Origin of the sequence: Pandoraea eparura (assembly GCF_902459725.1) — a bacterium.
In the GTDB taxonomy this organism is placed as follows: Bacteria; Pseudomonadota; Gammaproteobacteria; order Burkholderiales; family Burkholderiaceae; genus Pandoraea; species Pandoraea eparura.
Genome location: NZ_CABPSH010000015.1, coordinates 20,607 through 44,884, shown reverse-complemented (window position 1 = coordinate 44,884; position 24,278 = coordinate 20,607). Strand labels below are relative to the sequence as shown.

The 24,278-nt window shown below is 62.9% G+C and carries 21 protein-coding genes; 3 read left to right on the top strand and 18 right to left on the bottom strand.

The genetic code is table 11. From position 1 onward, the window contains the following. The first annotated feature begins 109 nt into the window (after positions 1–109). Together folD and PEP31012_RS21320 are read left to right on the top strand one after the other, a co-directional pair. Positions 110–964, top strand: a complete 855-nt coding sequence (folD, locus tag PEP31012_RS21325) for a bifunctional methylenetetrahydrofolate dehydrogenase/methenyltetrahydrofolate cyclohydrolase FolD (RefSeq protein ID WP_150591270.1) — start codon at positions 110–112, stop codon at positions 962–964. A 256-nt stretch (positions 965–1,220) separates the two neighbouring features. Further along, a complete protein-coding gene (locus PEP31012_RS21320; RefSeq protein ID WP_150591269.1) occupies positions 1,221–3,299 on the top strand; it encodes a M3 family metallopeptidase in 2,079 nt (692 codons plus the stop codon). 268 nt (positions 3,300–3,567) lie between these two features. Here the strand turns inward: PEP31012_RS21320 and PEP31012_RS21315 are convergent, their stop codons facing one another. The 16 genes from PEP31012_RS21315 to ndk form a co-directional block, all read right to left on the bottom strand. Beyond that, complete coding sequence (locus PEP31012_RS21315) at positions 3,568–4,104, bottom strand: phosphoribosyltransferase (protein ID WP_150591268.1); 537 nt, start codon at positions 4,102–4,104, stop codon at positions 3,568–3,570. A 27-nt stretch (positions 4,105–4,131) separates the two neighbouring features. Next, entirely contained in the window at positions 4,132–5,472 is a 1,341-nt protein-coding gene (locus tag PEP31012_RS21310) for an adenylosuccinate synthase (protein WP_150591267.1), read from the bottom strand. 74 nt (positions 5,473–5,546) lie between these two features. Next, on the bottom strand, positions 5,547–6,707 hold the full coding sequence (locus PEP31012_RS21305) for an ATP phosphoribosyltransferase regulatory subunit (RefSeq protein WP_150591266.1): 1,161 nt from the start codon (positions 6,705–6,707) through the stop codon (positions 5,547–5,549). 38 nt (positions 6,708–6,745) lie between these two features. Beyond that, positions 6,746–6,937 carry a DUF2065 domain-containing protein gene (locus PEP31012_RS21300; RefSeq protein WP_017231568.1) on the bottom strand — a complete coding sequence of 64 codons (192 nt, stop codon included), beginning with the start codon at positions 6,935–6,937 and terminating at the stop codon, positions 6,746–6,748. A 71-nt stretch (positions 6,938–7,008) separates the two neighbouring features. After that, on the bottom strand, positions 7,009–7,908 hold the full coding sequence (gene hflC, locus PEP31012_RS21295; RefSeq protein WP_150591265.1) for a protease modulator HflC: 900 nt from the start codon (positions 7,906–7,908) through the stop codon (positions 7,009–7,011). Between the two features lie 12 nt (positions 7,909–7,920). Continuing rightward, entirely contained in the window at positions 7,921–9,273 is a 1,353-nt protein-coding gene (hflK, locus tag PEP31012_RS21290; protein ID WP_150591264.1) for an FtsH protease activity modulator HflK, read from the bottom strand. 220 nt (positions 9,274–9,493) lie between these two features. Continuing rightward, on the bottom strand, positions 9,494–10,663 hold the full coding sequence (gene hflX, locus PEP31012_RS21285) for a GTPase HflX (protein WP_150591263.1): 1,170 nt from the start codon (positions 10,661–10,663) through the stop codon (positions 9,494–9,496). 99 nt (positions 10,664–10,762) lie between these two features. Continuing rightward, a complete protein-coding gene (hfq, locus tag PEP31012_RS21280; RefSeq protein ID WP_010807283.1) occupies positions 10,763–10,999 on the bottom strand; it encodes an RNA chaperone Hfq in 237 nt (78 codons plus the stop codon). Between the two features lie 126 nt (positions 11,000–11,125). After that, complete coding sequence (gene der / locus PEP31012_RS21275) at positions 11,126–12,463, bottom strand: ribosome biogenesis GTPase Der (protein ID WP_150591262.1); 1,338 nt, start codon at positions 12,461–12,463, stop codon at positions 11,126–11,128. 78 nt (positions 12,464–12,541) lie between these two features. Further along, positions 12,542–13,720, bottom strand: coding sequence for an outer membrane protein assembly factor BamB (gene bamB / locus PEP31012_RS21270; protein WP_174978351.1), 1,179 nt, complete (start codon positions 13,718–13,720; stop codon positions 12,542–12,544). A gap of 104 nt (positions 13,721–13,824) precedes the next feature. Then, positions 13,825–14,454, bottom strand: a complete 630-nt coding sequence (locus tag PEP31012_RS21265; protein ID WP_150591260.1) for a tetratricopeptide repeat protein — start codon at positions 14,452–14,454, stop codon at positions 13,825–13,827. 33 nt (positions 14,455–14,487) lie between these two features. Further along, positions 14,488–15,864, bottom strand: coding sequence for a histidine--tRNA ligase (gene hisS / locus PEP31012_RS21260; RefSeq protein WP_150591259.1), 1,377 nt, complete (start codon positions 15,862–15,864; stop codon positions 14,488–14,490). Positions 15,865–15,885: 21 nt separating this feature from the next. Continuing rightward, entirely contained in the window at positions 15,886–17,166 is a 1,281-nt protein-coding gene (gene ispG, locus PEP31012_RS21255) for a flavodoxin-dependent (E)-4-hydroxy-3-methylbut-2-enyl-diphosphate synthase (RefSeq protein ID WP_150591258.1), read from the bottom strand. 18 nt (positions 17,167–17,184) lie between these two features. After that, positions 17,185–18,237, bottom strand: a complete 1,053-nt coding sequence (locus PEP31012_RS21250; RefSeq protein ID WP_174978350.1) for a helix-turn-helix domain-containing protein — start codon at positions 18,235–18,237, stop codon at positions 17,185–17,187. 261 nt (positions 18,238–18,498) lie between these two features. Then, positions 18,499–19,620 carry a dual-specificity RNA methyltransferase RlmN gene (gene rlmN / locus PEP31012_RS21245; RefSeq protein WP_150591256.1) on the bottom strand — a complete coding sequence of 374 codons (1,122 nt, stop codon included), beginning with the start codon at positions 19,618–19,620 and terminating at the stop codon, positions 18,499–18,501. A 59-nt stretch (positions 19,621–19,679) separates the two neighbouring features. Then, entirely contained in the window at positions 19,680–20,105 is a 426-nt protein-coding gene (gene ndk, locus PEP31012_RS21240; RefSeq protein WP_017231638.1) for a nucleoside-diphosphate kinase, read from the bottom strand. A 442-nt stretch (positions 20,106–20,547) separates the two neighbouring features. Between ndk and PEP31012_RS21235 the strand changes: the two genes are divergently transcribed. After that, positions 20,548–21,213: a Bax inhibitor-1/YccA family protein gene (locus PEP31012_RS21235; RefSeq protein WP_425494983.1), complete on the top strand. Its 666-nt coding sequence runs from the start codon at positions 20,548–20,550 to the stop codon at positions 21,211–21,213. 289 nt (positions 21,214–21,502) lie between these two features. On the opposite strand, the gene rlmD is transcribed toward PEP31012_RS21235, so the two are convergent. Together rlmD and PEP31012_RS21220 are read right to left on the bottom strand one after the other, a co-directional pair. Then, positions 21,503–23,041, bottom strand: coding sequence for a 23S rRNA (uracil(1939)-C(5))-methyltransferase RlmD (rlmD, locus tag PEP31012_RS21230; RefSeq protein ID WP_425494982.1), 1,539 nt, complete (start codon positions 23,039–23,041; stop codon positions 21,503–21,505). Between the two features lie 370 nt (positions 23,042–23,411). Then, positions 23,412–24,188 carry a 3'-5' exonuclease gene (locus PEP31012_RS21220; protein ID WP_150591253.1) on the bottom strand — a complete coding sequence of 259 codons (777 nt, stop codon included), beginning with the start codon at positions 24,186–24,188 and terminating at the stop codon, positions 23,412–23,414. Positions 24,189–24,278 lie beyond the last annotated feature (90 nt).

The following is a 24,278-nucleotide window of genomic DNA, read 5'->3' as shown; positions in this document are numbered from 1 at the left end:
TGCGGCGCGCCGTTATAATACGGTCTTTGCGACAGTCACCCGCCTGACTGTCGCTGCCGTATCCGGCCCTTCGGGCCAGCCCCCTTCCTCCCTACGATATCCACGCATCATGACCGCCACCCTCATCGACGGCAACGCCCTCGCCAAACGTATTCGCGCCGAAGTTGCCACCCGTGCTGCCGCCCTGACCACCCGCGGCCACCAGCCCGGCCTCGCCGTGGTGCTGGTTGGCGAGGATCCGGCCAGCCAGGTCTACGTGCGCAACAAGGTCAAGGCATGCGAAGACAACGGCCTGTACTCGTCGCTCGATCGCTATCCGGCCGATCTGACGGAAAGCGCCCTGCTCGCGCGCATCGATGAACTCAACCGCGATCCAAAGATCAACGGCATCCTCGTCCAACTTCCCCTGCCGAAGCACATCGACAGCCACAAGGTGCTCGAAGCCATTGCACCGGAAAAAGACGTTGACGGCTTTCACGTGTCGAATGCCGGCGCCCTGATGACGGGGGCACCGCTGTTCCGTCCGTGCACGCCGTATGGCTGCATGAAGATGCTCGAATCCGTGGATTTTCCGCTGCGCGGGGCGGTGGCTGTGGTAATCGGTGCGTCGAACATTGTCGGCAAGCCGATGGCCATGATGCTGCTCCAGGCCGGCGCTACTGTCACCATCTGCAACAGCAAGACGCGCGATCTGGCCGCGCACACCCGCAACGCCGACGTGATCGTCGCTGCCGTGGGCAAGCGCAATATCGTCACGGCGGACATGGTCAAACCGGGTGCGGCGGTGATCGACGTCGGCATGAACCGTGACGACAACGGCAAGCTGTGCGGCGACGTCGACTTCAACGGCGTCAAGGACGTGGCCGGCTACATCACGCCAGTGCCGGGCGGCGTAGGCCCGATGACCATCACCATGCTGCTCGTCAATACGCTCGAGGCTGCAGAACGCACCCTGGGCGCCTGATCGCCAGACCGCCCCAAGCGCACCACAGCGCCGCGCTTCACGCAGGGCGCGCCCGACCGGCAGGTCGCGCGCGCCCTCGCCACATGTGGACCTGTGCCGCAGCCACTGGCGCAACCTGTTGAATACACGCCGGAAAGCGCGTTGCGACGATTGCACCGCCCGCCGTTCCAATCGTGCCGGTTGAAAAAAACGACTGGAAAATTGGACCGGATGCCCCCACACTCTTCGTAAGCCCCTCCCCGTGGACAACGAACGCATGAATACGCCGCAAACCAACCCTCTGCTCGATATCGAGGGACTCCCCCGTTTTGCCGAGATCCGCCCCGAACATGTGACGCCCGCCGTCGACGTGCTCCTGGCGCAGGCGCGTGCGGCTGTGGACCTGGCCGCGGATCCCACCACGCCGCCGACCTGGGCCAACATTCTCGACGCCGTGGAAGATGGCACCGAAGGCTTGGGCCGCGCTTGGGAAATTGTTGGACACCTGAACGCCGTCGCCGACACCCCCGCGCTTCGTGCGGCCTACGGCGACAACCTACCGCGCGTGACCGAATTCTCCGCGAGCGTCGGTCAGAACCTGGCGCTGTTCGAAAAGTACAAGGCGATTGCGGCCGGTCAAGAATTCGCCGATCTTTCGCCGGCGCGCAAGAAGATCCTCGATAACGAGATGCGCGGCTTCCGTCTGGGCGGCGCCGAACTCCCCGAAGACCAGAAACCGCGATTCGCCGAGATCCAGGAAGCCCAGGCCAGCCTCGCCAAACGCTTCTCGGATCATGTGCTCGACGCCACCAACAAGTTCTCGGTTGTCGTGACCGACGAGCCGACACTCGCCGGCCTGCCCGACGACGACAAGGCCGCGGCCCGCGCCGCTGCCGAGCGCGACGGCCTCGACGGCTGGAAATTCACGCTGCACTTTCCGTCCTACTTCCCGGTGCTGCAGTACGCCGACAACCGCGCGCTTCGCGAACAGTTGTATCGCGCCAACGTCACCCGTGCGTCGGAACTCGGCCCACAATTTGGCGACGGCGAGCCTGACTGGGACAACACCGAGATCGTTGTCGAGCAACTCGCGCTGCGTCGCGAGGAAGCACAGATGCTCGGCTTCAAGAACTACGCCGAGGTGTCGCTCGAACCCAAGATGGCGGAATCGCCGGCGCAAGTCCTCGCGTTTCTCGAAGACCTCGCGCATCGTGCGCGACCGTACGCCGAGCAAGACTGGGCCGAACTGCAAGCGTTCGCCGCCGCCTCGCTTGGTATCGACACGCTGCAACCGTGGGACACGGCTTACGCATCGGAGAAGCTGCGCCAGCAACGCTACGATTTCTCGGAATCGGAAGTCCGCCAATATTTCCCGTTGCCCAAGGTGCTTGACGGCCTGTTCCGCGTGGCCGGCACGTTGTTCGGCGTGACGATTCGCCCGCAAGATGCCGAAACCTGGCATCCGGACGTGCGCTTTTTCCGCATCGAGCGCGATGGCGAACTGGTGGCGCAGTTCTATATGGATTTGTTTGCGCGCGAAGGCAAGCGCGGCGGCGCCTGGATGGACAGTGCCCGCACGCGCAAGCGCCTGCACAACGGCACGCTGCAAACGCCGGTGGCATACCTTGTGTGCAACTTCCCCGCCCCCGTCGGCGACAAGCCCGCGCTGCTGCCGCATGACGACGTCATCACGCTGTTCCATGAATTCGGCCATGGCCTGCATCACATGCTCACGCAAGTGGAAGATGCCGGCGTCGCGGGCATCAATGGCGTCGAGTGGGATGCCGTCGAGTTGCCGTCCCAGTTCATGGAGAACTTCTGCTGGGAATGGGACGTACTCGAGCACATGACGGCACACGTGGAGACCGGTGCCCCGCTGCCGCGCGCCCTGTTCGAAAAGATGTTGGCCGCCCGCAATTTCCAGAGCGGTCTGATGATGCTGCGCCAGTTGGTCTTCTCCGACTTCGACATGCATCTGCATTACGATTTCGACCCGCACGGCAAGGAGTCGGTACTGGCGCTTTCCCAACGCATCAACAATCGATTGCACGTCACACCTCAGCCAGACTTCTCGCGTTGGCCGAACACATTCAGCCATATCTTCGCGGGCGGCTACGCCGCTGGCTATTACAGCTACAAGTGGGCCGAAGTGCTGTCCGCGGACGCGTACGCGGCATTCGAGGAAGCGGCGCAAGTCAGCGGCTCGATCCTGGACACGGCCACGGGCGCCCGCTATCGCGACGAAATTCTCGCGGTGGGCGGCAGTCGCGAAGCGATGGCGTCGTTCATTGCGTTCCGCGGTCGTGCACCGGAAGTCGATGCGTTACTGCGTCACAGTGGGATGTCGGCAAGCTGACGTCCTGACCGACGTCAGCGATGAACAACGGGCGCCTCTGTGCGCCCGTTGTTCATCGTGACGCAGGATCCACGCCATCCGTCACCCCAGGCGTTGGACCACCGCGGGGTGGTGCCGTCGTGCCGTCACGCCACCATCAGGCGCCTACGCATCAAAGACGCACGCCAAAACAAAACAGGCGGCGCATCTTGCGATGCCACCGCCTGATTGTCGGAGCTTTCCCCTGCCGGACGCCGCCTCGCGACACATCCAGCCGGTGCGGAACCGCTCAGGTTCCGCGCTTGATCCACGCAGACAAGTTGTGGGGACGCAGCGTGTCGTACTCTTCGAACGGCTGGTGAATCCACGGATTTGTCGGTAGGAAATCGACTGCGTAATCGGGCGCCACCTTCGAACACGCCTTGTGCCACAGCACTGCCGAGCGCACGTCGGTCACCTTCGGGAAACGCTCTTTGAGGTGCTTTCCAACGCGCTCGAGTGTCACGCCCGAATCGACCAGATCGTCGACCAGCAGCACTCGCCCTTCCAGTTCGCCGCGTGTGATGGTGATGAATTGCGCGATATCGAGGTCGCCGCGAACGGTGCCTTCGGCTTCGCGATACGAACTGGTCGCCAGAATCGCGAGCGGCACGTCATAGATGCGTGCGAGTTGATCGCCCACACGCAAACCACCACGGGCCAGACACAGGATCTTGTCGAATTTCCAGTTGGACTCGTAGACCTTGAGCGCCAGGCGCTCGATGAGCCGGTGATACTCGTCCCACGAGACCCAAAGGTTCTTATCGTCGTTCTGGGGCAGATTCATGGTGTGCTTTGCCAACGCTTGCGTATTTCAGTGCTTGAAGGGATGACGCAACAGGATCGTTTCGTCGCGATCCGGGCCGGTCGACACCATATCGATCGGAATACCGCTCACCTCTTCAATGCGCTTCAGGTAGTTCTGGGCCTGAACCGGCAATTGGTCCCACGACGTCACACCCACGGTGCTCTGCGTCCAGCCGGGGAAGTCTTCGTACACCGGCTCGCAGCGCGCCACGTCCACCGCGCCACGGGGCAGGATGTCGAGCGTCTTGTCGCCGATCTTGTAACCGACACACAGACGCACGGTTTCAAGGCCGTCGAGCACGTCCAGCTTCGTCATGCACAGGCCCGTCACGCCGTTGATCTGAATCGAACGCTTGAGTGCGGCGGCATCCATCCAGCCCGTACGGCGCGGACGCCCCGTCACCGAGCCAAACTCCTTGCCGACCGTGGCCAGTTGCAGGCCAATGGCTTCCTGACGGGCGGGGTTGTCCGCATCGTAAAGTTCGCTCGGGAACGGGCCCGCGCCGACGCGCGTGCAATACGCCTTGGTGATGCCCAGCACGTAGTGCAGTTGCTGCGGACCGACGCCGGCACCTGCCGACGCAGCGCCTGCGACGCAATTGCTGCTGGTCACGAACGGATACGTGCCGTGATCGATGTCAAGCAGCGTGCCTTGCGCGCCTTCGAACAGCAGCTTCTGACCTTCGCGGTTGGCCGCGTAGAGCATTTGCGAGACGTCGGCAATCATCGGCTGCAGACGGGCGGCGTAGCTCAGCATCGTGTCCAGCGTTTCCTGGAAGTCGACGGCCTTCGCGCCCAGATATTGGGTCAGGACGAAGTTGTGATAATCGAGATTTTCACGCAGACGTTCGGCGAACATCTCCGGATCGAAGAGATCCTGCACGCGCAGCGCGCGGCGGCCAACCTTGTCTTCATATGCCGGGCCGATACCGCGACCGGTCGTGCCGATCTTGCTGGCGCCGCGACGGGCTTCGCGCGCCTGATCGATGGCAACGTGGTACGGCAGAATCAGGGTACAGGCTTCGGAGATGCGCAGACGGCCGCACACATTCAGGCCGGCACTTTCCAGTTCTTCGATTTCCTTGAACAGCGCTTCGGGCGAGAGCACCACGCCGTTGCCGATGTAGCAGGTGACGTCCTTGTGCATGATGCCCGAGGGGATCAGGCGCAGAATCGTCTTCTTGCCACCGATGATGAGCGTATGTCCGGCATTGTGGCCTCCTTGAAAACGGACCACGCCTTGCGCGTGATCGGTCAGCCAGTCGACGACCTTACCCTTACCTTCGTCGCCCCATTGAGTTCCGATAACGACGACGTTGCGTCCCTGATTCAAAGCATTGCCGGACATAACAATAGTTGGTTTGGTTAAAAACGTATTCTACCCGTGTTGGCGTAGGCTAGTGCCGCTTTTTTCAGCGATGGTCACCGGGGTGTCACAACCCACTGGCCATCTTTTTCGACGAGAACGCGGTCGCCCGTGAACTCCTCGAAGTCCTGGTCGTGGCCCGGCAGCATACGGATGACGACTTCGCCGGCGTTGCGCAGGCTGTCGATCTTGGCGCGCAACCCCGGCACGTCGTCGGCTGGCGCCAAAATTGCGTTACTCCGCGCTTCGATCGGCGAAATTGCCGCCAACTCACGCAAATCCAACGAAAAGCCCGTTGCCGGACGGTCTCGACCGAACGCCTGCCCTACCTTGTCGTAACGCCCACCGCGTGCAATTGCATTCGGGATGCCATCGACATAGGCCGCGAACATCACGCCGCTGTGGTACTGATAGCCGCGCAAATCGGCCAGGTCAATCGACAGGACAGCTTGGCCGTCCTTGCCCTGCGCCGCGGCCAGATAGGCCAGATCGTCGAGTGCCGCCTTGACGCCGGGCAGGTCCGGCAATGCCTTTCGGGCACGCGCCAGTGTCTCGGCTGGCTCGCCATACAGGGTGGTCAGCGCGAGCAGCGCGTCGCGCAGGTTCGCCGGAAGGTCGCGCGTCAACGCGTCGAGCTGCGGCACGTCCTTGGTGGCCAGCGCCCCGAACAGCTCGCTCTCGACTGCCTCGGCGGCCGGCACGCCGTCGATCAGCGCTTCTAGCACGCCCGCGTGGCACAAATCGATACGAATCTTCTTCAAACCGGCCAGTTGCAGGCAATACAGCAGCAGCTCCTGGATCTCGAGATCGGCTTCCAGCCCGCTGTGCCCAAAGATTTCGGCACCGATCTGGAACGGCTCGCGCGTCGCCAGCAGGTTACGCGGACGCGTGAACAGCACACTCCCCGCGTAGCACAGACGCGTCACCCCCTTTCGATTGAGCAAATGGGCGTCGATACGGGCGATCTGCGGCGTGATGTCTGCGCGCAGACCCATGGTACGTCCAGAGAGCTGGTCGACGAGCTTGAACGTACGCAGATCGAGGTCGTGACCGGTGCCGGTCAGCAGCGACTCGACGTACTCGAGCATCGGCGGCATCACGAGTTCGTAGCCGTAGGTACGGAAACGATCGAGCATGAGCCGGCGCAGATCTTCAATCTTGCGCGCCTCGGACGGCAGCACGTCGGCGATATTTTCAGGGAGTAGCCAGTTCGGCATGGGTATTTCGGTATTCAGGCGGCGCGTGAAAGCGCCTTTTAGTGGTCGGCCAGCAGCATCAGAATCAGCCCCAGCGAGACGGCGGCCAAACCGAAGAAACGAATCTGGCCGGACGGCATTTCCGTTATTTTACGAAAACTTTGCCGCCACCGGTCTGGCGCGACAAACGGAAACATTCCCTCGACGATCAGCATGAGGGCCAAAGCGAGAAGGATTGTGCTGGTGCTCACAGGGGACTCGGCCAAAATGCCACCGCCCGCGATTGACGCGGGCGGTGGCTGCTACTCGGATGTCAAGAGCGCTATTTTCCCGCTTTTCCGGCCGGCGCGCCAGCACCGCCGGCACTGCGCATGAATCGGAAGAAATCGCTGTTCGGATCGGCGATGATCACGTCGCGCTTGTCGCGGAAGGTCGCCTTGTACGCTTCAAGGCTCTGATAGAACTGGGCAAACTGCGGATCACGGCCAAACGCCTGCGCGTAGATACCGGCAGCCGTGGCATCGCCCTCCCCCTTGACCTGCTGTGCCTTGGCATAGGCTTCGGCCACCACCACGTCGCGCTGGCGGTCGGCATCGGCGCGAATCTGCTCGGCCTCGGCCGCACCGGTCGAACGCAACTCGTTCGCCACGCGCTTGCGCTCGGCCGCCATCCGGCTATAGACCGAATCGCTGATGCCCGCGGCCAGGTCGACGCGGCGCATGCGCACGTCGACGATCTCGATGCCGACTTGCGCGGCGTCTTCGCCGACCTTCTGCTTGACCCACTGCATCACCTGATCGCGCTGCGACGACACAACTTCTGTCACGGTGCGTTTGGTGAACGCTTCCTGCAACGCCGAGCGAATCTGCTGCGTCAGGCGATCCTGCGCGAGGCGGCTATCCCCCTTGAAGCTCACGTAGAACTTGCGCGGATCGATAATGCGCCATTTCACGTACGAATCGACGATCAGGTTCTTTTTCTCGGCCGTGATGAAACGCTCCGGCTCGGGGTTGTCGATGGTCATGATGCGCTTGTCCAGATACAGCACGGTCTGGAGCGGCGGCGGCAACTTGAATTTCAGGCCGGGCTCGCTGTAGACGTCCTTGATCTCGCCCAGCGAAAACACCACGGCATAACGGCGCTGATCCACCACGAACATGGTCGAGGCAAGCACGATCAACAACACGATCAGCGCGACAATAACGGTTCCAATACGGTTCATGCGCTTATCCCCTTAGCGTGAATCGCGGTCGCGGTTGCGCAGTGCCGCGCGCGATCGATCATGGTCAACATCGCTGTTGTCGTCGGCGCCGGGTGCACCCCCAGCCTTGCCCGTGCCCGCGCCAGAGGCCGGTGCGGGGGCCGACACGTCGCCACGCGAACGCTCCATGATCTTGTCCAACGGCAGATACAACAGGCTGTTGTTCTTCGAATCCACCATGACCTTCGTGGTACGCGAGTAGATTTGCTGCATCGTGTCGAGATACATGCGCTCGCGAATGACGGCCGGCGCCTTGGCATAGGCTTCCTGCACCGACTTGAAGCGATCGGCATCGCCCTGTGCCTGCGACACGACGCGCGCCTTGTACCCGGCCGCCTCTTCCGTCAAGCGCGACGCGGTTCCCTTGGCGCGCGGAATCACGTCATTGGCATAGGCCTGCGCTTCGTTCTTCGCGCGCTCCAGATCCTGCCCTGCCTTCACGGCGTCGTCGAAGGCGGCCTGCACCTGTTCGGGCGGCTGCACGCTCTGCATCGTCACGCTCGTGACCAGGATGCCGGTCTTGTAGCTGTCGAGAATGCGTTGGATCGACGTGACGAGTTCGTTGGCGATCTCTTCACGCCCGGCGTAGAGCACGAAGTCCATGTTGCTCTTGCCGACAATCTCGCGCACCGCCGTTTGCGCGGCCAGGTTCACCGACGATTCGGCGTCCACGTTATTGAAGAGGAACTCAGTCGCATCCTTGATGCGGTATTGCACGGCAAAGCGCACGTCGATGATGTTTTCATCGCCCGTGAGCATCGACGAGTCCTTCAGGTCGGTATCGCGGATCGTGTTCGAACGGCCGATTTCGACCGAACGAATCTGCGACATATTGACGACCTCGACCGACTGGAACGGGTACGGCAGACGCCACTGGATACCCGAGGTTGTCGTGTACTTGTACTTGCCGAATTGCGTGACGACGCCGACCTGCCCTTCCTGGACGATGAAGACGCCAGTGGCCAGCCAGATCAGGAACGCCAGCGCGACGACGACGCCAACGCCGATGCCAGAGCCACGCGAGCCGCCGGAAAGATTATTCGAGCCGCCGTTACCGCTCCCGCCGCCCTTGCGGCCGAAGATACTGTTAAGACGCCGATTGAAATCGCGCCACAGCTCGTCGAGATCGGGCGGGTCATCCTGCTGCGGACCTTGTGGTCCGCGAGGCGGCTCCTTCTGATCCTGCGAATTCGGCGTGTTCGCACGATCGGGGCGGTTCGGCTCCTGATTACCGGACGGCGTATCGCCGCCGCCGTCCCGCCCCCAGCGCGGGTCGTTCAGGGAGAAAATCAAGCCAACTCGTCGCATCAAAGCTCTTGGAAGCATAGGTAGAAGCGTGGTGACTGAAGCGGTCTTGGCGTTGCGACCGGCGCGCCCCACTTCGGAGTGCGCATGCTGCCGGTTCGCGCGTGGTTCCCGAATCTGGTGTGCCGATCGGCGGCCTTGCCCGGCCTCCGTCTAGTCTCTTGCCAGTTCGTCGCCCGCGTTGGCCGGTGTTGCCGGTCATCCCCGTGGCAACCCGTCCGTCACAGTGCGACGTCTCGTGTTATCTGTCTTCTGCGCGCGGCGCATCGTCCCAACGGTCGATGAGCCGGACATCGGGCGCTTCTTGCTGCGATTGTAACCCAGCCGTGCCGGCCACAACCGCCTCGCTGATGGCCTCACGCAGCAAGTCGAGGCCTTGGCCGGTGCGTGCGCTCAAAAAGACGCGCGTGATACGCCCGGCTTCATCCCGCTCGATCCTCGGACCTTGTGCGGCCAGTTCCGGCACCGCGTCGATCTTGTTCCAGACCAGAATCTGCGGGATGTCCGCCGCATCGATCTCCGCCAAAACGGCGTTGACCTCGGCCATCTGCTCCTGACGCACCTGACTCGAGGCGTCCACCACATGCAACAGCATGTCGGCGTGCACCGTCTCCTCAAGCGTCGCCCGGAATGCCGCCACCAACTGGTGCGGCAACTCGCGGATGAATCCGACAGTATCGGACAGCACGATGTTCCCGACTTCGCCAAGATATAGGCGACGCGACGTAGTATCGAGCGTGGCAAACAGCTGATTCGCGGCGTAAGCATTGGCTTTCGTCATCGCGTTGAACAGCGTGGATTTGCCCGCGTTCGTGTAGCCCACGAGCGAGATCGACATGGTGCCGCTGCGCTGACGCGCACGTCGTTGCGTGTCGTGCTGGCGCCGGAGCTTCTCGAGCCGGAACGTGAGCGACTTCACGCGCTCGCCGAGCAAGCGACGGTCGGTTTCCAACTGCGTCTCACCGGGACCACGCAGACCGATACCGCCCTTCTGACGTTCCAGGTGAGTCCAGGCGCGCACGAGGCGCGTGGACAGGTACTGCAACTGCGCAAGTTCGACCTGCAGCTTGCCCTCATGACTCTTGGCGCGTTGGGCAAAGATATCGAGGATCAGGCTGGTGCGATCGACCACGCGACGCTGCAGCAGGTGTTCGAGGTTACGCTGCTGACCGGGTGTCAGGGCATGATTGAAAATGACCAGCTCGACGTCGTACTCATGGATCGCAGCACGCAACTCTTCGGCTTTGCCGCTGCCGATGAACAGTTTCGCATCCGGGCTGCGGCGACGGCCGGTAATGGTCACGACAGGCGTGGCGCCCGCGGATTGCGTCAGAAGGTCGAGTTCTTGGAGGCTGGCTTCGAAATCGAGTTTGCCGAAATCGATGCCGACGAGCGCGGCGTTGACGGTCAAGCTACGCTGGGGATGGGTATTGGGACTGTTGGACAAGAGCGGGCGATGGGGAAGAGAAATTCGCCCGGCCGGAGAGACTCCCGGTCGGGCGAGCCTGAATCAGGACTGCTCGGCTTCCGGATGGAAATTCACCGGACGCGCAGGCACGACCGTCGAAATGGCATGCTTGTAAACCATTTGGGTGACCGTGTTGCGCAGCAGGACAACATACTGGTCGAACGACTCGATGTTTCCCTGCAGCTTGATACCGTTGACCAGATAGATCGAGACGGGAACATGCTCCTTACGCAAGGCGTTCAGAAACGGGTCTTGTAGAAGTTGCCCTTTGTTGCTCATATATAACTCCGTTGTATTTTTAGCAGATGACCGTAAGTCAGGGCGTGTGCGCGCTTCCCACCCTGACCTCCACACTATAGCCGATTTTGCTAGCGTCGCCAGCAAAACCCCGCCCGGGTTTGGCTTTCACTCGCCCTTGGCGTAAGGGTTCGCGCTGTTGCGGAACTCTATGCGTAATGGAGTGCCCTTCAACTTAAAAGTTTCCCGGAAACGGTTCTCCAGATAGCGGCGATAGCTGTCGGTCACACCATCGAGACTATTCCCGTGAATGACGATGATCGGCGGATTCGAGCCCCCTTGATGCGCGTAGCGCAGCTTCGGACGCGAGAACCCGGAACGCCGCGGCTGCTGGTGCTCCACTGCCTCGTTGAGGGCACGTGTGAGCTTCGGCGTCGGCAACTTTGTCATGGCCGCCGCGTACGCCTCGTCCACCGAGCGCATCAACGGGCCAATGCCTGTGGCCTTCGTCGCCGAGATGAAGTGGAAGTTCGCAAAGCCAAGGAATTTGAGTTTTCGCTCAAGCTCCTGCTTGGTCTGCTCGCGGGTGTACTCGTCCAGGCCGTCCCACTTGTTCACGCCCACAACCACCGCACGTCCCGACTCGACGATGAAGCCGGCAATGTGTGCGTCCTGGTCGGAGATGTCCTGACGGGCATCGAGCATAAGGATCACGACGTTCGCGTCGGCAATCGATTGCAGTGTTTTCACCACCGAAAACTTCTCGACCGCTTCGAACACCTTGCCGCGGCGACGCAGCCCGGCCGTATCGATCAACGTATAGTTGCGCCCCTGACGCTCGAATTCGATGTGGATCGAATCGCGCGTGGTACCCGGCATGTCGAACGCGATCACGCGCTCTTCGCCGAGCAGCGTATTGACCAGCGTCGACTTGCCGACGTTCGGACGTCCGACGATCGCGATCTTCACCCGCCCGTCGTCGCGCGTGCTGTCCTCGTTCTCGTCCTGATTGGCGTAGAACGGCGCGATGGCTTCGTCGATGACTTCCTTCACGCCGTCGCCGTGCGCCGCCGAGATCGCCAGCGGATCGCCGAGGCCAAGTTCGTAGAAGTCGTTCGCGACCGCGCTGTACTTCATGCCTTCGGCCTTGTTGACCACGAGCATGATCTTGCGCCCCGTCTTGCGCAGGTAGTCGGCAATGATCTGGTCCTGCGGCGTCAGGCCCTGACGCCCGTCCACGATATAGATCACCACGTCGGCCTCGACCACGGCCTGGCGCGTCTGCTTGGCCATTTCGTGGAAAATGCCGTCCTTGGCCACGGGTTCGAAGCCACCGGTGTCGATCACCAGATACGGATGCTCGCCAACGCGCCCCTCGCCGTAGTGACGGTCGCGCGTGAGCCCGGGCATGTCGGCGACGAGCGCGTCGCGCGAGCGGGTCAAACGGTTGAATAGCGTCGATTTGCCGACGTTGGGGCGCCCTACGAGCGCGATCACGGGTTTCATGAATAAGCCCTAAAAACGAAGACGGCCGGCGCGCTGCCGGCCGTTCCCGGAAAATGCCCGGGTGCTGCCGGTAACCGGTTATTCCGGACGGAAGCCGTAGATGTTGCCGTCGCGCGTTTGCACGACCAGCGTCTGACCGGCGAGCACCGGTTGCGCGCTGATCGCACCACTGAGTTTGACGCGGGCGAGGAGTTCGCCGTTGTCACGCGACAGGAAATGCAAATAGCCCTGCTTGTCGCCCACGACCACCACGCGCCCGAGCGCCAGCGGCGCCGACAAGTCGCGGTACTTGAGCTTGTCGTTGTGCCACAGTGTACTGCCATCGGCGGCGTTGAAAGCGTAGACGGCGCCGTCGGTATTGACCGCTGCCACCACGCGCTCATCCTGCGTCACCCCATTCGGCGACGAAAACTCGCGGGCCCAAAGGCCATTGCCGGTCTGCACATCGGCGCATCCGACGCGGCCCTGGAACGTCGCTCCGCACACCTGGCGGCCGAAGACGACCGGCGTGCCCGTGACGTCATTCACACGCTCCACTTCGGTCACGCCCTTCGGGTACGACAACGGCGTGACCCAAAGCGGGTTGCCGGTGGTGGCATCGAGCGCCACCAGCTTGCCGCCGGGGAAGCCACTCACGACCGCGCGGTCGCCCACGAACGTCATGCCGCTGCCGGTGCGCAGCGTGAGCGTCGACGTCGGCTGCGAGTAAGACCAGCGCACCGAACCGGTGCCCGCATCAAACGCCGTCACGCGGTTGTTGATCGCACGCACGACGACCAGCCCCCGGCCGACCAGCGGCGCTGTGAGCACTTCGCTACCGGCGTTGGCCTTCCAGGACGGCTTGCCGTCGTGATCGAACGCGATCACGTCTCCCTTGTGCGTAGCGACGACGGTGGTCTCGCCATCGCTGCCCGGACCGGCGGTGATGTTCATGTCCGCCTTGGCCGACCAAGTGGTCGCCCCCGTGTCCGCATCCACGCGCACGATGCTGCCGTTGGCGCCCGCCGCGAAGACAGCATTACCTACCGAGACCGGTGCGAAGCTATAGGCCCCGGACTTACCGACGCTCGCTGTCCAGATCTGTTTGACATTCAAGGCCTGCTTGAACGTCGTGAGCGGTGTCGGCTCATGCGCCGGCTTGCTGCCAAAGAGTCCGCACCCTCCCAGCGTACCCAGCACAGCCAGCATCAGCACGGCGCTGCCGGCGCGCTTGAAAATGCCACGGCGCGGCGAATCGGACGGCACGGACTGTGACATGGCCATCGTTTGCGGCATCGATCGACGGAAGTCGTTAAGGATCATCATGTACCCGGTTATGCGTTATGGGAGGGTAATACTTGTCAACGGATTGCCGACGCGCGTCAGGCCCCCAGCGCGTCGAGCTTGAATTGCACGAACTGGCGCATGCCCGCATCTTGCTTGCCGAGCTTGTCGAGTGCCAGCTTGTACGCGGCCCGTGCATCGGCCACCTTGCTCTGCGCGACCAGCACGTCGCCACGGCGATCGGCGAACAGCGCGGCATACGGCGCCGGCGGGTTGTCGAGCAGCTTGAGCGCCTCGTCGTACGCCTTCTCGTCGAGCAGCACACCGGCCAGACGCAGCTTGGCAAGTTGCTTGTACTCGTCGTCCTTCGCATTCGACACGGCCCATTGCAGTTGTGCCTTGGCGAGCGCCGCATCGCCGGCATCGGCGAGCGACTTGGCCGCGAGCAGCGCCGTCATCTGGGCGTACGGCGTGCCGCTGAACTTGCTTTCCATGTCCGACGCGATACGTGCCACCTTCGCGCGGTCCTTGGCGTCGATCGCGGTCTCCAACTCGCCGTAAAGCACCCCGGCCTCGACCGTCTGCTTGCGATCGTAATAGCGCCACAAGTTCCAGCCACCATAGGCCAGCATGATGACGACCAGCATCCAGATAACGTAGTTGCCGTAGTCCTTCCACCAGGCCTTTACGTTCTCGATCTGTTCCTGTTCCTCGTGATAGCTGCTCATTCGCCGGGGTTCTCCGTGTCTGGCGTCTTGGGTTTAATGAAGCGTCTTGTTCGCCGTGCCGTCGTCGGCCAGGCTTTCGTTCACGCTTTCGTCGGCGCTGGCGACGATGGCGTCGATCAGGTGCTCTGCGAGGGCGTCGAACGCCACGCTCGTCTGGTTGTTCGCCGGATCAGCCGCACGCAGATGCTTGACCACGACGGTGCCCGACGCCACTTCGTTCTCGCCGACGATGACGGCGAAGTTCGCGCCGCTCGCGTCCGCTCGCTTCATCTGCGACTTGAAGCTGCTGCTCTTGCCGTCCGGGCTGCAATGGAACACGACGTTCAACCCGGCGTCGCGCATCCGCTCGGCCGCGATCAAGGCCGGCGCAACGGCCGTCTCGCCCTGGTGCACGACATAGACGTCGGCGCCCTCAGCCTGCGGCACGAGGTCGTCTTCGCGGAGCAATTCGAGAATGCGCTCAACGCCCATCGCCCAGCCGCATGCGGGCGTAGCATCGCCCCCCAGTTGCTCGACCAGCGGATCGTAACGACCGCCACCGGCAACCGTGCCTTGCGCGCCGAGCTTGTCGGTCACCCACTCGAATACGGTCAGGTTGTAGTAATCCAGGCCGCGCACCAGACGCGGATTGATCGTGAACGGGATGTTGTTCGCCTTGAGCAGCGACTGCACGCCTTCGAAGTGCTTGATCGAGTCCTCGCCGAGGTAATCGATGAGCTTCGGTGCCCCTTCGACCATCGCCTGCATCGCCGGGTTCTTCGTATCGAGCACGCGCAACGGGTTCGTGTAGAGACGGCGCTTGCCGTCTTCATCGAGCAGGTCGACGTGCTTCTCGAGATAGGCGATCAGATCGGCGCGATGACGCGCACGCTCTTCGCCCTGCCCGAGCGAGTTCAGCTGCAAGTGAATACCAGTCAAGCCGAGATCGTCCCACAGGCGCTGGCACATCAGGATGATTTCGACATCCGCATCCGGGCCAGCAAGCCCCAGCGCTTCGACGCCCACCTGGTGGAACTGGCGATAGCGCCCGCGCTGCGGCTTCTCGTGCCGGAACATCGGCCCGAAGTACCACAGACGCTTCGGACCGCTGTAAAGCAGGTTGTGTTCGAGCGTTGCGCGAACCGCCGCGGCCGTGCCCTCAGGGCGCATCGTAAGCTGCTCGCCATTGAGCGAATCGGTGAAGCTGTACATCTCCTTCTCGACAATGTCGGTCACTTCACCGATACCGCGCGTGAACAACTGCGTGTGCTCGAGGATCGGCGTGCGGATCTGCTGATAGCCGTAGGCGCGCAGCATAGCGCGCACCGATTCCTCGAAAAACTCCCACAGGGCTTCGTCCTGCGGGAGGATATCGTTCATGCCTTTGACCCCGGCCAGTTTGGCGGGGCGCTTCTTCTTTGCGTCAGTCATATTCTCTTGTGTCCTGCCGGCTTAGGCGGCGACCGCTCCTTCGGCCTGTGCGTAGCGGGTCTTCACGTACTCGTCGACGATCTGCTGGAACTCTTCGGCGATATGATCGCCGCGCAGCGTGCGCACCTTCTCGCCATCGACAAAGACCGGTGCGGCCGGCGATTCTCCGGAACCCGGCAAGCTGATGCCGATGTTCGCGTGCTTCGATTCCCCCGGACCGTTCACGATGCAACCCATCACCGCGACGTTCATGTTTTCGACGCCGGGATATTGAGCCTTCCATACCGGCATTTGTTCACGCAGATATGTCTGAATTCGGGAGGCCAGCTCCTGGAACACCGTGCTCGTCGTGCGGCCGCAACCCGGGCAGGCGATAACCATCGGCGCGAACGCGCGCAGGCCCATCGTCTGCAGGATTTCCTGCGCCACGACGACTTCCGCGGTACGTGCACCGCCCGGTTCGGGAGTCAGCGAGATGCGGATCGTATCGCCAATCCCTTCCTGCAGCAGCACCGACAGCGCCGCGGTCGACGCCACAATACCCTTCGAGCCCATGCCGGCTTCGGTCAATCCCAAATGCAGCGCGTAGTCGCACCGCTTGGCCAATTCGCGATACACGGCGATCAGGTCCTGCACCGCGCTTACCTTGCACGACAGCAGGATCTTGTCGGCCGGCAGGCCCACGCGTTGCGCCAATGCCGCCGACTCCAGGGCCGATGTGATGAGCGCTTCGTACATCACGCTTTGGGCGTCCCAGGGCTGGGCGCGCGCGGCGTTCTCGTCCATGATGCGCGCGAGCAACGACTGGTCCAGGCTGCCCCAGTTCACGCCGATACGCACCGGTTTGTCGTACTGGATCGCCATTTCGATCATCTGCGAGAACTGCGTGTCGCGCTTGGCGCCCTGCCCGACGTTGCCCGGATTGATACGGTATTTCGACAGCGCCTCGGCGCACGCCGGATAGTCGGCGAGCAGCTTGTGGCCGTTGTAATGGAAGTCGCCCACGAGCGGCACCGCCACGCCCATGCGGTCGAGTTGCTCGCGAATCGCCGGCACCGCGGCGGCCGCTTCCGGCGTGTTCACCGTGATGCGCACCAGTTCGGAGCCCGCCTGTGCCAGTTCCTTGACCTGAATGGCCGTACCGATCGCATCTGCGGTATCGGTGTTGGTCATCGATTGCACGCGGATCGGCGAATCGCCACCGACCGTCACGAGCTGGCCGCCCCAGCGAATGGCGACCTTACGAGACTGACGACGGGGTGCCGGACCACCGATGATCGGCATGCATTCTACAGAAGCCATGATTACCCTCTTTCGGTCTCACTGCAGCGTCAAGCGCGCCACATTACCCGCATTGCGGGACTTGATCTCGACCGGTTGACCGTTGAATTCCAGCGATTCGACGCCCGCCACGTTGCCCACAACGATCTTGAGCGGCGCATCGCCCGTGATTTCCTGCGCAGTCCCCGCGCGCATCAGTTGGGAGAACAGCACCTTGCCTTCCTTCGAACGCACTTCGACCCAACTGTCGGCTTTCAGACGCAACGCAATCTTGCCCGTCCCAGGCACACCGACACTGGCAGCAGACGCTGGCGTCGATGCGACCGTTGCCGTCGCCGAACTCGCGCCGGTCAGCCCGGCCACCACATGCGTCGGGTCCGCCGCAGCGATCAAGCCCGGGCCCGCCGCTGCAGCACTGGCCGAAGCGCTATTGACCGTGCTTTCCGTATTACCGTTGTTCGCGTTGTTCGCGTTGTTCGCCCCCTCCGCCCCCGGTGGCGTGCCGTTGGCGTCGGCCACGACCGGCTGGCTGGCAGGCTCCGCACCCGCCGCCGACGCCGCGCTGGCCAGTTCCGCCGGCTCAACCGCTCCACGGCCCGACTTGTGGGCGTTGCCGAAGTACCATGCGGCGCCCGCGATCACCACCAGGGCGACCAAGGCCCACGGCCATTTGGCTTGCGAGGCCGCGACCGGCGAGCGAAAACGAACCGGGCTCTTCGGGATGCTGGGCTGGCCCACCGGCGCCTGCGGCACGTCCACGGCAGCGGCGCGGCCGAAACTGCGCAGCGGCTCGACCATCGGTTCCGGATCAGCCCCGAGCATGCGTGCGTAACTACGCACAACCCCCAGAATAAACGGGATTTCCGGCAGGGCTTCCCACTCGCCGGTTTCGAGGCGCTTGAGCTTCTGCACCGAGATTTTCAGACGTGCCGACACGTCTTCGATCGACATGCCGCGCTTCTCGCGCAATGCGGCCAGTTGCGCACCCACCTGCGCACCCAGCTCAGCCCATCCGGCGGCCGAGCCCTGTGACCCGCCTTGGCCCTGAGCCTCGGCTTGCCCGCCGGCTTCCGCCTGATTCTGGTTATCCATCGATACGCCCCCGTTCGTAAGCAGCCGCCCGCAGCGGCTGAGGATATGCTGAGCCCAATTCCCCCCCATCACCCACCGTGCGCACGGCGTTAGGATCTGCGCGGCGCATCGAAGGATTCTGCAAGGAACTGAAGGAATCGCGCAGGACACGTAAGGCGCCCTGCGCAAGGAATGCTGTCGTGCGAGACTGATCCGACGGGCGGCATGACACGCGCCGGGCCGACGGCCCTCGCCACGGTCCGCGCCCGCCCATGCGCAACGTCATACGGTACGCACCTCGACCGCGATTTTCCCGAATTTGCCGCGCTGTGCAAGTCGCGTGCGATCCTGCACCTCGCCGGCGAGTTGACCACAAGCGGCGTCGATGTCATCGCCGCGCGTCTTGCGCACGGTCGTCACGAGGCCCGCGTCTAGCAGAATTTGCGCAAAGCGCTTGATCTGCGGGTCCTTCGAGCGCAACAGGCCCGACTCGGGAAACGGATTGAACGGGATCAGATTGAATTTGCACGGCACGTCGCGCGTCAGCGCGACCAGCTCGCGCGCATGCGCCTCGGTGTCGTTCACACCGTCGAGCATGCAGTACTCGAACGTGATGAAATCGCGCGGCGCCACTTCCAGGTAACGTTCGCACGCGCCCATCAGCTCGCGTAGCGGATATTTCTTGTTGAGCGGGACGAGGACATCGCGCAGCGCATCGTTCGGCGCATGCAGCGACACCGCGAGCGCCACGGGCAATTCCTGGCCCAGCCGATCCATCATCGGCACGACACCCGAGGTAGACAACGTGACACGACGACGCGACAGCCCGTAAGCGTTGTCGTCAAGCATCAGGCGCATCGCCCCTACGACGTTCTCGAAGTTGAGCAACGGCTCGCCCATGCCCATCATCACCACGTTGGTGATGACGCGCTCGTTCTTGCCCTCGCGACCGAGATCGCGGCGCAAGGCAAATTCGGCCATCCACAACTGACCGATGATTTCGCCCAGCGACAGATTGCGCGAGAAACCCTGCTTGCCGGTCGAACAGAACCGACAGTTGACGGCGCAGCCCGCCTGCGACGAGACGCAAAGCGTGCCACGCGTTTCCTCAGGGATGTAGACGGTCTCGACGGCATTGCCGTTGCCCACGTCCAGCAGCCACTTGCGCGTGCCATCCGCCGACAGGTGGTCGGTGATGACATCGGGCGCGGCGATCATCGCACGCGTGTGCAACTTCTCGCGCAGCGACTTGGCCAGATCGGTCATGCCGTCGAAATCGGCGGCGCCCATCTGGTGGATCCAGCGCTGGAGCTGGCGGGCACGGAACGGCTTCTCGCCGAGCGAGCCGCAATAGGCGGCCAGACCGTCCGGATCGTAATCAAGCAGATTCGTAAGGTTGGTCATGACCCTGGTCCGTCAACATCCCTTCGGTAACTTCCTGCCATTGAGCGGCTAGACGCGGATCAGCGCGCGTAGACGTTCATGCCCGGGAAGAAGAACGACACCTCCACGGCAGCCGTTTCAGCGGCGTCCGAGCCGTGCACGGCGTTCGCGTCGATGCTGTCGGCGAAGTCGGCGCGAATCGTACCCTTCTCAGCCTTCTTCGGATCGGTCGCGCCCATCAGGTCGCGATGCTTCGCCACGGCGTTTTCGCCTTCGAGCACCTGGATCATGACCGGGCCCGAGACCATGAAGTCGACCAGATCCTTGAAGAACGGACGCTCCTTGTGCACGGCGTAGAACTGCTCGGCTTCGGCGCGCGACAGGTGCACCAGCTTGGCAGCAGCGATCTTCAGGCCCGCGTTCTCGAAGCGGCTATAGATCTGGCCGATCACGTTCTTGGCAACGGCATCGGGCTTGATAATCGACAAAGTGCGTTCGACTGCCATGAAAAACTCCAAAAAATTAAGCAGTTATACAATCAACATGAACCCGTGATTGTAGCACGAAGGCTATTGTGTTGGGGATGGAACCTACAGCGCACATACCGCTCAAACGCAGGACGGCCGGGACGATCCGGCTTTTCGCGAAGTCGAGTTCGGCGCGGGATTCGGGTACCTTCCCCACATGGGAGGCTCTGACAACGGTGCAGCGGATTGAAATTCAGGCATTCGCCCTGACATTTTCAGCATCGTCCGAGCGCTTTCCCCGCCATCTTTCGGTATGCTGTGACTTCACGACGAGCCGGACAGACGGCTGCGGGGGATCGACCGGCGACAAGCCGGTCGTCGTAAGCGTCAAAGCGGCGCTTGCCGGCCCCGCCGGCGGGCACAATGACCACGGAGAACACAAGAAATGAACCAGGATTTCCAACGTTTCGGCTACGGCGGGATGCGCGACGTCACGACCGTACAGATGCGCAACAAGGTGCTGCGCAATACGTACTGGCTGCTCGCGCTGTCGATGCTGCCGACGATTGCAGGTGCCTGGCTGGGCTTGAACTACGGCTTCGCCCTGTTTGCGGGCAGCCCGATGGTCAGCATGATCGCGTTCCTCGCGATCGCGTTCGGCTTCATGTTTGCGATCGAGCGCTTCAAGAACAGCGGCGTCGGGGTTGCGTTGCTGCTGGGCTTTACGTTCTTCATGGGCCTGATGCTCACGCGTTTGCTGAGCTTCGTGCTGGGATTCTCGAACGGCGCCTCGCTCATCATGCTGGCGTTCGGCGGCACGGCCGCGATCTTTGGCGTCATGGCAACGGTCGCTACAGTCAGCAAGCGTGACTTCAGCGGACTGGGCAAGTGGCTGTTCATGGGCGTGATCGTGATCCTGCTGGCCTCCGTCGCCAATATCTGGCTGCAACTGCCGGCCCTGATGTTGACGGTCTCGGTGATCGCCATCGCCATCTTCTCCGCGTACATCCTGTTCGACGTGCAGCGCGTGGTGAACGGCGGCGAGACGAACTACGTCACCGCAACGCTCGCGATTTACCTCGACCTGTACAACATCTTCACCAACCTGCTCGCCATCCTCGGCGTGCTGGGCGGCAATCGCAACTGACGCGACCGACCGGCGGCGCGGGCATACCCGCGCGACGCCCCGGATGCGAAAAAGCCAGTCCCTCGGGGCTGGCTTTTTCTTTGCTCGACGCGCTTTTGCGATGCGCCCGAGCGATGTCACACGCGCAGTGCCCGTGCGACGCGCCCGTTTCACGCCCTTGCGAGCGTGCTCGCCCGATGCGGATGCGCTGACGGGACGGGGCACGCAGGCCCGTGATTTTGCCCACGCAAATCCATCGACTACCACGGTTTCACGGCTGTGGCGGCCAATGCTCGACAGTCACACGCAATCAAGCTTCGTCGTGAATCACGCCGTCACCCCCGGTGGCGCCGGCAATCGCTTCAACGCCCGCATCCACCCCATCGAGCGGATCGGCCGGCGCGTCCGACGCCGATATCCGCACGCTCGGCACCCACGGCTGACCGATGCTCTCATGCTCGAACACGGCCATCGACTCGACGTGCGACGTGTGCGGGAACATATTCACCACCCCTGCCAACGTCAGGCGATAGCCCGCCTCGTGCACGAGCACGCCCGCGTCACGCGCCAGCGTCGCCGGGCTGCAGGACACGTAGACGATGCGCTTGGGCAGGCCCTCGTAGCCCTGCTGCGCCAATTCGGCGAGCGCCTTCGATACCGCCAGCGCCCCTTCGCGCGGCGGATCGATCAGATAGCGGTCGAACGCGCCCAACGCCCGAATATCCTCGGGCGTGATGTCGAACAGGTTCCGGCATGCAAATTCCGTGCGTTCGGCCACGCCGTTACGCTGCGCATTGGCGAGCGCGCGCTCTGTGAGCGCTGTGCTGCCCTCGATTCCCATGACGGTGCCGGCGCGACGCGCCAGTGGCAGCGTGAAGTTACCCAGACCGCAGAACAGATCGAGCACGCGCTCATGCGACGCCGGCGCCAGCAAGCGCAACGCGCGATGCACCAGCACGCGGTTGATCTGATGGTTGACCTGCGTAAAGTCCGTCGGCTTGAACGGCATCCGGATCTGATATTCCGGCAGGGTGTAATGCAACTCCGGATCGAGCGGATAAAACGGTACCGCCGTGTCCGGCCCCTTCGGCTGAACCCAGAACTGCACGCGATTCGCGTCCGCGAAGGCGCGCAAGATGTCTTCGTCCGCCGGTGTGAGGGGTTCAAGAATACGGAGCACGAGCGCCGTCACGTCGGCGCCGATGGCCAGCTCGATCTGCGGCAGGCGCTCGCGAATGGACAGCGACTCGACCAGACGGCGCAGCGGCACGAGCATATCGGAGACGTGGCGCGGCAGCACTTCGCACGAGTCCATGTCGGCCACATAGCTGCTCCTGCGCTCATGGAATCCGATGAGCACGCCGCCTTTTTTCGGCACGTAGCGCACGGTCAGTCGAGCACGGAAACGATAGCCCCAGTCCGGCCCCTGAATGGGCCGCAGGATGGCTTCCGCCTTGACCTTGCCCAGACGCGCCAAATTGTCTTCGAGCACACGCTGCTTGATGGCGATTTGCGCCCGCGGTTCGAGATGCTGCATCGAGCACCCACCGCATTTGCCGAAGTGCGGGCACTGCGGCTTGGCACGCATCGGGCTCGCACGCAGCACGTCGACGGCTTCGGCCTGCTCGAACTTGGGTTTGCGGCGATAGCTGAGATAGGTGACACGTTCGCCCGGCAGCGCGCCTTCGACGAAGATCACCTTGCCGGGCTTGAAGTCCGGCGTGCCCGGTTCGCCCTCGGGCGCGGTGCGGCCAACGCCGCGCGCCTCCATGTCGAGCGATTCGATGTCGATGATGCCGGGCTCGGCAGCAGGCCGGCCACGCGAGGAATTTCGGGAGGAGCGGGTCACGTCGTTGTTCTCATGTGCGACAGCAAACCGAGCATTTTAATCGATTCGCTCGCCACTGATGCACCGCTCGTCCGCACAGCCTCCCCAAACCACCCATACCACCCATACCACCCATACCACCCGTACCACTCCTATCCCTCACACCACTTGCATCAGCCACATCACTCACATCACGCGTACGACTCATACCGCTCACACCACCCCTCCCCCTCACACCGCGTACATCAGCCACATCACTCACATCACCCGCTTCATCCGCTTCACCCGCTTCACCCGCTTCACCCGCTTCACCCGCTTCATCCGCTTCACCCGCTCCACCCACATCACCCAGCGCCCCCCCGACCCGCCTGCCAACCACGCGGGCGATCGATCACGCCCAGGCGGCGAGATATTCCTTCCAGTGCGGCGCCGCCTCCGCTTCCAGCGAGCGCCGTACGAATTCGATCTCCTGCTCGTACTCGGCCTGACGCAAACCGCCTCGCATCAATTGGTAACGGCAGTAGACGAGATACGTGTTCACCACGTCCGTCTCGCAATAATTGCGAATCTCCTCCAGCTTGCCGGCGCGAAACGCTTCCCAGACCTTGCTGCCGTCCATGCCCAGCTTGCCGGGAAAACCACACAGCTTGGCCAGATCGTCGAGCGGCGCATTGGCGCGGGCCTGATACATCGCCAGCAGATCCATCAGATCCAGATGGCGATGGTGATATCGGCTAATGTAGTTGTTCCACTTGAACTCGCGATCGTCTTCGCCCATGTCCCAATAGCGCGGCGCGGCGATGCCGTGAATCATCGCGCGGTAATGCAGCACGGGCAGATCGAAGCCACCACCATTCCACGACACGAGTTGCGGTGCGTACTTTTCGATCGTGCGATAGAAGCCGGAGACGAGTGCCCCCTCGCCGTCGTCTAGCGTCCCCAGAGACTTCACGCGAAAGCCGTCCCGATCGCGAAACACGCACGAGATCGCTGCCACGCGCTGCAAGTGCAGCGGGAGAAAATCGTGCCCCACCTTTTCCCGGCGAGCGGCAAAGGCGGCGTCGGCCACGGCGTCGTCGGACAGTCCGGCATACGCCGGTTCAAGCTTGCGCAGGCCGTCGACGTCGGGGATCGTTTCAATGTCGAAGACGAGGACTGGAGATGACATGGTGAAATTCTGAAGTGAAAATCAGGGTGCGCCGCCATGCGACGACGACGCCGTGGAATGCCACCGCGAGCGACGCGCGCAACGGCGCCC

Bases quoted from the DNA above. Each gene is read 5' to 3' on its own strand.
- folD (WP_150591270.1), top strand. From the start codon at position 110: ATGACCGCCACCCTCATCGACGGCAACGCCCTCGCCAAACGTATTCGC.
- PEP31012_RS21320 (WP_150591269.1), top strand. From the start codon at position 1,221: ATGAATACGCCGCAAACCAACCCTCTGCTCGATATCGAGGGACTCCCC.
- PEP31012_RS21315 (WP_150591268.1), bottom strand. From the start codon at position 4,104: ATGAATCTGCCCCAGAACGACGATAAGAACCTTTGGGTCTCGTGGGAC.
- PEP31012_RS21310 (WP_150591267.1), bottom strand. From the start codon at position 5,472: ATGTCCGGCAATGCTTTGAATCAGGGACGCAACGTCGTCGTTATCGGA.
- PEP31012_RS21305 (WP_150591266.1), bottom strand. From the start codon at position 6,707: ATGCCGAACTGGCTACTCCCTGAAAATATCGCCGACGTGCTGCCGTCC.
- hflC (WP_150591265.1), bottom strand. From the start codon at position 7,908: ATGAACCGTATTGGAACCGTTATTGTCGCGCTGATCGTGTTGTTGATC.
- hflK (WP_150591264.1), bottom strand. From the start codon at position 9,273: ATGCTTCCAAGAGCTTTGATGCGACGAGTTGGCTTGATTTTCTCCCTG.
- hfq (WP_010807283.1), bottom strand. From the start codon at position 10,999: ATGAGCAACAAAGGGCAACTTCTACAAGACCCGTTTCTGAACGCCTTG.
- der (WP_150591262.1), bottom strand. From the start codon at position 12,463: ATGAAACCCGTGATCGCGCTCGTAGGGCGCCCCAACGTCGGCAAATCG.
- bamB (WP_174978351.1), bottom strand. From the start codon at position 13,720: ATGTCACAGTCCGTGCCGTCCGATTCGCCGCGCCGTGGCATTTTCAAG.
- PEP31012_RS21265 (WP_150591260.1), bottom strand. From the start codon at position 14,454: ATGAGCAGCTATCACGAGGAACAGGAACAGATCGAGAACGTAAAGGCC.
- hisS (WP_150591259.1), bottom strand. From the start codon at position 15,864: ATGACTGACGCAAAGAAGAAGCGCCCCGCCAAACTGGCCGGGGTCAAA.
- ispG (WP_150591258.1), bottom strand. From the start codon at position 17,166: ATGGCTTCTGTAGAATGCATGCCGATCATCGGTGGTCCGGCACCCCGT.
- PEP31012_RS21250 (WP_174978350.1), bottom strand. From the start codon at position 18,237: ATGGATAACCAGAATCAGGCGGAAGCCGGCGGGCAAGCCGAGGCTCAG.
- rlmN (WP_150591256.1), bottom strand. From the start codon at position 19,620: ATGACCAACCTTACGAATCTGCTTGATTACGATCCGGACGGTCTGGCC.
- ndk (WP_017231638.1), bottom strand. From the start codon at position 20,105: ATGGCAGTCGAACGCACTTTGTCGATTATCAAGCCCGATGCCGTTGCC.
- PEP31012_RS21235 (WP_425494983.1), top strand. From the start codon at position 20,548: ATGCGCGACGTCACGACCGTACAGATGCGCAACAAGGTGCTGCGCAAT.
- PEP31012_RS21220 (WP_150591253.1), bottom strand. From the start codon at position 24,188: ATGTCATCTCCAGTCCTCGTCTTCGACATTGAAACGATCCCCGACGTC.